This window comes from Mesorhizobium sp. M2A.F.Ca.ET.067.02.1.1 (genome assembly GCF_004023285.1).
Taxonomy (GTDB): Bacteria; Pseudomonadota; Alphaproteobacteria; order Rhizobiales; family Rhizobiaceae; genus Mesorhizobium.
On the sequence record NZ_RZSB01000331.1, the window covers coordinates 1 to 6,332 of the forward strand.

Annotated in this window: 6 protein-coding genes and 1 pseudogene; 1 reads left to right on the forward strand and 6 read right to left on the reverse strand. The window is 64.5% G+C overall.

Annotated features, from left to right (window positions below; translation table 11 throughout):
• Nucleotides 1-23: 23 nt before the first annotated feature.
• From EOA28_RS21020 to EOA28_RS40355, 5 genes and pseudogenes are all read right to left on the reverse strand, one after another.
• Nucleotides 24-1,055, reverse strand: coding sequence for an ADP-ribosylglycohydrolase family protein (locus EOA28_RS21020; RefSeq protein ID WP_127251432.1), 1,032 nt, complete (start codon nt 1,053-1,055; stop codon nt 24-26).
• Between the two features lie 2 nt (nt 1,056-1,057).
• Complete coding sequence (locus tag EOA28_RS21025) at nt 1,058-1,783, reverse strand: GntR family transcriptional regulator (RefSeq protein WP_042647561.1); 726 nt, start codon at nt 1,781-1,783, stop codon at nt 1,058-1,060.
• 694 nt (nt 1,784-2,477) lie between these two features.
• The gene (locus EOA28_RS21035) at nt 2,478-3,209 is read right to left on the reverse strand and encodes an SDR family oxidoreductase (protein ID WP_127251431.1); all 732 of its coding nucleotides are present in this window, start codon (nt 3,207-3,209) and stop codon (nt 2,478-2,480) included.
• Nucleotides 3,209-4,387, reverse strand: coding sequence for a 4-hydroxybenzoate 3-monooxygenase (locus EOA28_RS21040; protein WP_127251430.1), 1,179 nt, complete (start codon nt 4,385-4,387; stop codon nt 3,209-3,211). Before EOA28_RS21040 ends, EOA28_RS21035 begins: the two co-directional genes overlap by 1 nt.
• Nucleotides 4,388-4,477: 90 nt before the next feature.
• Nucleotides 4,478-4,615 (reverse strand): annotated as a pseudogene (locus EOA28_RS40355) (O-methyltransferase); the annotation flags it as partial.
• A gap of 209 nt (nt 4,616-4,824) precedes the next feature.
• Between EOA28_RS40355 and EOA28_RS21050 the strand changes: the two are divergent.
• Nucleotides 4,825-5,595, forward strand: a complete 771-nt coding sequence (locus EOA28_RS21050) for a helix-turn-helix transcriptional regulator (RefSeq protein ID WP_127251443.1) — start codon at nt 4,825-4,827, stop codon at nt 5,593-5,595.
• 74 nt (nt 5,596-5,669) lie between these two features.
• Here EOA28_RS21050 and EOA28_RS21055 read toward each other — a convergent pair.
• On the reverse strand, nt 5,670-6,332 hold a 663-nt coding region (locus EOA28_RS21055), incomplete at its 5' end, for an IclR family transcriptional regulator C-terminal domain-containing protein (RefSeq protein WP_128315223.1).

Consider the following 6,332-nt stretch of genomic DNA (forward strand, 5'->3'; position numbering starts at 1 on the left):
GCCGACATGGACGAGCCGACCGCTCACGCCGCGTCCTCCTTGCCTGGACCGGTCTTGGCCGTCCGGGCCGCGACCAGATCCGCAGCCAGCGCGCGGACCTCCGCGATGTCGATGCCATGCAGTTCGGCGATGCGGTCCTGCGGCAGCTTCGACAGACCGGCGCAGGCGCCGGCCATGCCGGCGGCAATCGCCCCGATCGTGTCGGTGTCGCCGCCGAGATTGGCGGCGATCACGGCAGCCCGCCAGGCGTCGCCTTGGGCGACCTCCAGCACCGCGAAGGCGGCCGGCACCGATTCCTGGCAGGCAACGCCGGTACCGATCAGGTCGACGATCTGCTTGATGGCTTCCTTCTCCGCCTTGCCGCGGACAAGCTCCTGCGCCCAGACAATGCGCACGGCGATGTCGCCGCCGGTGACCCAATGGCCAAGCGTAGCACCAAGCCTTGCTGCCGCGACCGCATGGCCGGAAGCGGCGCGCCAATCGCCGCCCGAAATGCCAAGGCTGACTGCAGCGGCAACGGCACTGGCGGAAGCTATTGCGATGGATGTGTTGTGCGTGGCCCGGCAGGTTTCGGCCACCTTGGCGACCAGCGCGCCAAGCGGCTCCGACGGCATCATGATGCCGACCGGCGCGATGCGCATCGCCGCGCCATTGGTGTCGCCGGCGCGCCCGGCCTCTTCGGCCGGCACGCCGCTGTTGATGGCGTCGATGGCGCGCTTGGTCGATGGTCCGAGCAGGTCGTAGCTGCCGCGCGCCTTGACGTCGCGTTCCCAGCCGAGCAGCGCGTTCACCCAGCGCGCATGGTCGAAACGCTCGCCGGACTCGACCAGAATGTGGCCAAGCAGCAGTGCCTGCTCGGTGTCGTCGGTGATCGCGCCGGCCGGCAGCCCTTTCGACACCGGGTGATCGGCGGCGGGCGCGACGAAATCCTCGACATGGCCGTAAAGCTCGGCGATGCGGCCCGGCGACAGAAGCTGCGTCGGCATGCCCAGCGCGTCGCCCAGCGCCCCGCCGATCAGCGCGCCCAGCGCCCGATCGATCGCCTCCCCTGCCATGCTCAGAACTCCAGATGCAGCGCGAAATGCGCGGGGTTGAGCAGGCTGGTGACGAATTCGATGGCGCGCCCGTCGGCGGCGCGCGTCAGCCGGCGCGTGCGCAGGAACGGCGTGCCGGGCGCGCAGGCGAGAATGGCGGCGTCGGCAGCGCTCAGCATCTCGATGTCGACCCATTCCTCGCCATGGTCGGGCACGAGCCCTGCGCCACGCAGCGTCTGGTGCAGCGTGCCTTCGCGCAAGCCCCGCAGGGGTATGTCTTCCAACTCGGGCGACAGCGGCAGCCGGCTGCGCTCGATCGAGATGGCATGGCCGTCATCGGCATTGGTGCGTGCGCGGTCGACGGCGATGAAGGATGGGCTCTCGACGCCGAGCCTGGCCGCCAGTTCCGCGTCCTCGATGATCTCGAGCCGCAAGGTGCGGGTCTCGGCATTGGCGCCGGCATTGGCCAGCGCGCGCGACCAGCCGATCGCGTCGTCGACCGGCATGCCGTCGAAGGTGACGAAGGAGCCGATGCCCACTTTGGTGGTGATCAGCCCGCGGCTCGACAGTTCCTCAAGCCCCTTGCGGACCGTGTTGCGGCTGACGGAGAAGCGCTGGACGAGCTCGTTCTCGCTCTGCAGGCGGTCGCCGAAGCCGAGCACGCCGGAGCGTATCTCATGCTCCAGAACCGTCGCGATCTGCTCGGGCTTGCCCGTGCCGGGAGAGAGCTGCATCGCGCGACGGGCCATATCGATACCTGTTCAATGAACCTGTATAATCCTGTTCAATACCGTATCAGAAATGAAGCGTCAACGGCTAGGTCCTTCTTCCGGTCACTACACAGGGGCAATCGCGTATGGGCTTATCGCGACGACCAACGCAACGCCGTCATCCTCGGGCTTGTCCCGAGGATCCGCATCGTGCCACGTCGTCAGGTTGCGCAGCGGCAGGAGGCTCTGCCGGTCGATCGTCCGCCCGCGACCGCCACAACCGCCCCGCCGGCTGTTCCCGCCCTGTCGTCCTCGGTACCGACCGCTCCCGCGCCACAGGCGTCTTCTGCCTCGCTGTCGAACGCGATGCCGACGTGGCAGGGGCTCGTTCTCGACCGATTGGAGGAGTTCAAGCGTTATCCGGCACTTGCACAGTACCGCCGCCAGCAAGGCGTATCCTATGTTCGCTTCACGATGGATCGCAGCGGTAGGTGCTCGTGGCGAGGATCGAGAAGACCTCCGGCCATGACCTCCTCGACGAAGAGACTTTGGCGTTGATCCAGCGCGCCCAGCCCCTGCCCAAACGCCTGCAGAGGTGCCTGGCGACCGTCTCGAACTGGTGGTGCCGATCGAGTTCTTCCTACATGGGCAGAACTAAGCCAGCCAACTCATCCGGGGGCAAAGGCGGATCATCAGGCGCTCGTCGGTTGCCGGCTGCTTCGCCCCGCACCCGTCACACTTGAGCCATGCCGCCGTCGACGTATAGCTCGGCGCCGGTTATGAAGCTTGCTTCGTCGCTGAGTAGGAACCACGCCGCCGCCGCGGCTTCTTCCACGCGGCCCATGCGGGCCAGCGGTATCTGGCTGACGATCCCGTCGCGCATTTCGTCTGGGATCGATGCCATCATGGCGGTGTCCGTTGGGCCGGGGCTCAGGATGTTCACGCGTACGCCGCGCGGCGCGAGTTCGCCAGTCCAGCTGCGCACATAGGAGCGCAGAGCCGCCTTGGTTGCGGCATATGTTCCATAGGGCGTCGCCCCTTTCACGTCGGCGACCGACCCCAAGAACAGCGCCGGGCCCCCGGCAGCCATGCGCGGCGCCGCTGCCCGCATGGTGAGAAGGGCGCCGCGCACGTTCACCGCGAAGTGGCGGTCGAAATGCTCCGGTATGCTCTCTTCCAGGTCCGCCGGTTCCATGATGCCGGCGTTGTAGACCAGCGCATCGATTTGACCGCCCTGCGCGCCGACTGTCGCGATGACCCGTTCAATATCCGCGGGGTTGCTCGCGTCGGCCACCACGCTGCGCACGGCGGGGCCAATTTGGGCGACTGCGGCTTCGACATCAACAACGCGACGGCCGGTCAGGAAGACCAAGGCGCCCTCCTTCGCCAACCGTTCGGCGATGGCCAGGCCGATGCCACTCGCGCCGCCCATCACCAGAGCCACTTTCTTCGTCATAGCTGGCATTAGTTCAGCCCCCGCTGGTATTCGCTGTGCAAACGAGCTGCGGTCGGGGAGTCGAACAAGTTATCGAGACGAGCGCGTGCGGCCATCTGGCGAAACGTACCGTTTTGCGTTGGATCACCAGCGTCATGCATCGTATCGGTCATCCAGGCACTGAACTCCTGGTACTTCCAGATGTGCGGCAGGACCGTGCTTGAGTAGGCGTCCAGCGCCGCTCTGTCGTGATCGCGCGCCGCGCGCACCAGCGCCTGGGCGAGCACATCCACATCGTATAGAGCCAGATTCATTCCCTTGGCGCCCGTGGGCGGCAAGAGGTGGGCGGCATCGCCGACGAGGAAAAGATTCCGATATTGCATCGGCGCATAGACCACCGATCGCATAGGTACGAAGTCCTTGTCATGGACCACGGCATTTTCGATCGTGTTGTCGCAGAGACGCAGCCGGATTTCATCCCAGATCCGCGTATCCGGCCAGTCTGCCGGACCATCGCTAAACGCGCATTGCAGGTAATACCGGCTCCGGTGGGGGCCGCGAGGAAGCTGCGCGACAAAGCCGTGGTCGCTGACGCCCATGATCGGATGGCCGGTAACAGGCGCCTCAACGAGCGCCGCCAACCACGCATAACCGAAGTCATGGCTGTACTTCGTCAAGACACCATCTGGGATCGATGCCCGGCTGACACCGTGCTCGGCGTCGCACCCAATGATGTAATCGCAGACGAACTCGTGAGCGCCCGCGGCATCTGAATAGCTGACCCGTGGACGCCGGTCCTCGTCATTTTGGATCGACACGTCGGTGACGCTGAAGCGGATGTCACCCGCCATCACATCGATCAGTTCGCGCAACAGGTTATTGACGAGCATTTGCTGGGTGCAGAATCGACCCGGGCTGCCGTCGTCTTCGATGGTCTCGAAAATGCGACCAACGCCGTTGACGCGATAATCAATGGTCTGGGCAAGCGGGCCGGCGAGGAGCTTGTCCGCTAATCCCCATTGCTCGAACATGCGCACGGCGCGTGCATCAACGACGCCGGCACGCTGCCGGACTTCGACGCGGGCCCGATCGATCCGCTCCAGGACAACGCAGGCCACGCCGGAGGTCCGCAGGAAGGACGCCAACGTCAGACCGGACACACCGGCTCCAACAATGATAACAGTGGTCTCTTCGGAAGTTGAAGTCATGTGTTATCTTTCAGCTAAGCTTTATTTGTTTAGTGTAGGCACGATCAAAAGCAGCCGTTTGCGACTGCGATGCTTTCTATCCGGTCCGCATCAGAGTTCGATGTCGTCGGCGAACGGAACCGAGAGGTAGCCATTGGCTGGTTCACGAACGTAAGCTTCGCAATCCGGGCAGTAAGTCGTGTTGTCCGCGACGATGAGCGAGCCTGGGACGAGCCTGCTTTCAAACAGGCTAGAGGTGTGTCGATGAGCCTAGGGGCTCACGGCATTTCGTTCATCTCAGCGTCCCCTTCAGCATCCATCGCCACCGCGTCGGACATTATCTGAGGGTAAGGTTGACGGAAACGCGAAACTTGGCCAATATATATTGATATTGTGCCAATTTCCTGGCGCGCGACCCTTTGCCGATCCTGCGTCAATGGAATGACTTGGCTGAGCTCATGCCCACGGTCGAAGCGGCGCGCCGAGACGTCGTCACGGTCGGCGTCGAGATGGTCACCGAGGGCTTAGAGCTGGACCATCACTCCCACCGGAAGTCGGAGCTGCTGTTGGGACTCTCTGGCGTCTTTCGTTGTGAAGTCGAGGGCGGCATCTGGATCGTGCCCCCGCAGAGCGCGCTTTGGGTTCCGGGCGGGATGGTGCATCGGATCGCAGCCTCCGGGAACATCGACAGCTATGCGGCCTTCGTCCAGCCGGCGGCAGGCGCGAAGCTGCCCATGACGTGCTGCACGATTACCGTCAGTCCGCTGTTGCGCGAGTTGATTGTCCGAAGCGCGCAGTTCCCAGCAGATCATGAGGCGGACGGAGTAGAATCGGGAGTTGCGGCCTTGCTGCTGCATGAGGTTTCGACAGCGCCGCTCGGCAACCTTCACCTGCCAATGCCAACCGATCCTCGGCTTCGTTCGATCTTCCAGGACATGATAACGGATCCAGCTGACCGCGGAACTCTCGAATCGTGGGCAAAATGTTCTGGACTCAGTGTTCGCTCGCTCGAGCGCGTAATCGCCGCCGAGACGGGCATGAGCTTCGGTCGTTGGCGACAGCAGTTGAGCATTATCCTCTCGGTGCAGTGGTTGGCGAGCGGCGCGTCGGTGAAACAGGTTGCTGGCGACCTTGGGTACGAGAACGTCAGCAGCTTTGTCACAATGTTTCGAAAGGCGCTCGGCGTCTCGCCAGCCCGTTATATGGCGGAACGCTCAAGCAGACATTGAGCACTCACCGGTCGTCGGAGAACCGTCGTCGCGGATGAGGGGCAGCGCTCACTTCGGGCGGTTGCCGTTGCTGCTCAAACGAAGAAGAACTCCTCCACCCGCTGCTTGGCCGTCCGCAACACCGGCAAGATGTCGCGCTCCATCGCCTCGACCGAGAAACGCGCCGACTGCGTCGAGACGTTGATGGCGGCGACGGTGCGGCCGGCGCGGTCGACGATCGGCACAGCGATCGAGCGCAGGCCGAGCTCCAGCTCCTCGTCGACGATGGCGAAGCCATCGACCCTCGCTCTGTCAATGGCCTTGCCGAGCGCGGCGCGGCCGGTGATCGTCTTCGGCGTGCGCCGTTCGATGGTCGCGTCAGCGAGGAAGGCCTTCAACTCATCCGCCGCCAAGCCGGAAAGCAGCACGCGCCCCATCGACGTGCAATAGGCCGGCAGCCGCGTGCCGACATCGAGCGCAACGCTCAAGATTCGCCGTCCAGGGATGCGCGCGACATAGACGACATCCTCGCCCGACAGCACCGCCGCGTTGCAGGCTTCGTCGAATTTGCCGGCCACCTCGCGCATGATGGGCGCGGCGAAGGTCCAGAGCGATGCGCCGCCGAGCCAGGTCCGCGCGACGGTCAAAAGGCGCGGCGACAGCGAGAACTGCCGGCCGGACTGCGTCGCGTAGCCCGTGGCGACCAATGTAAGCAGGAAGCGGCGGGCGCCCGCGCGGGTGAGGTCAGCCTCTTCGGC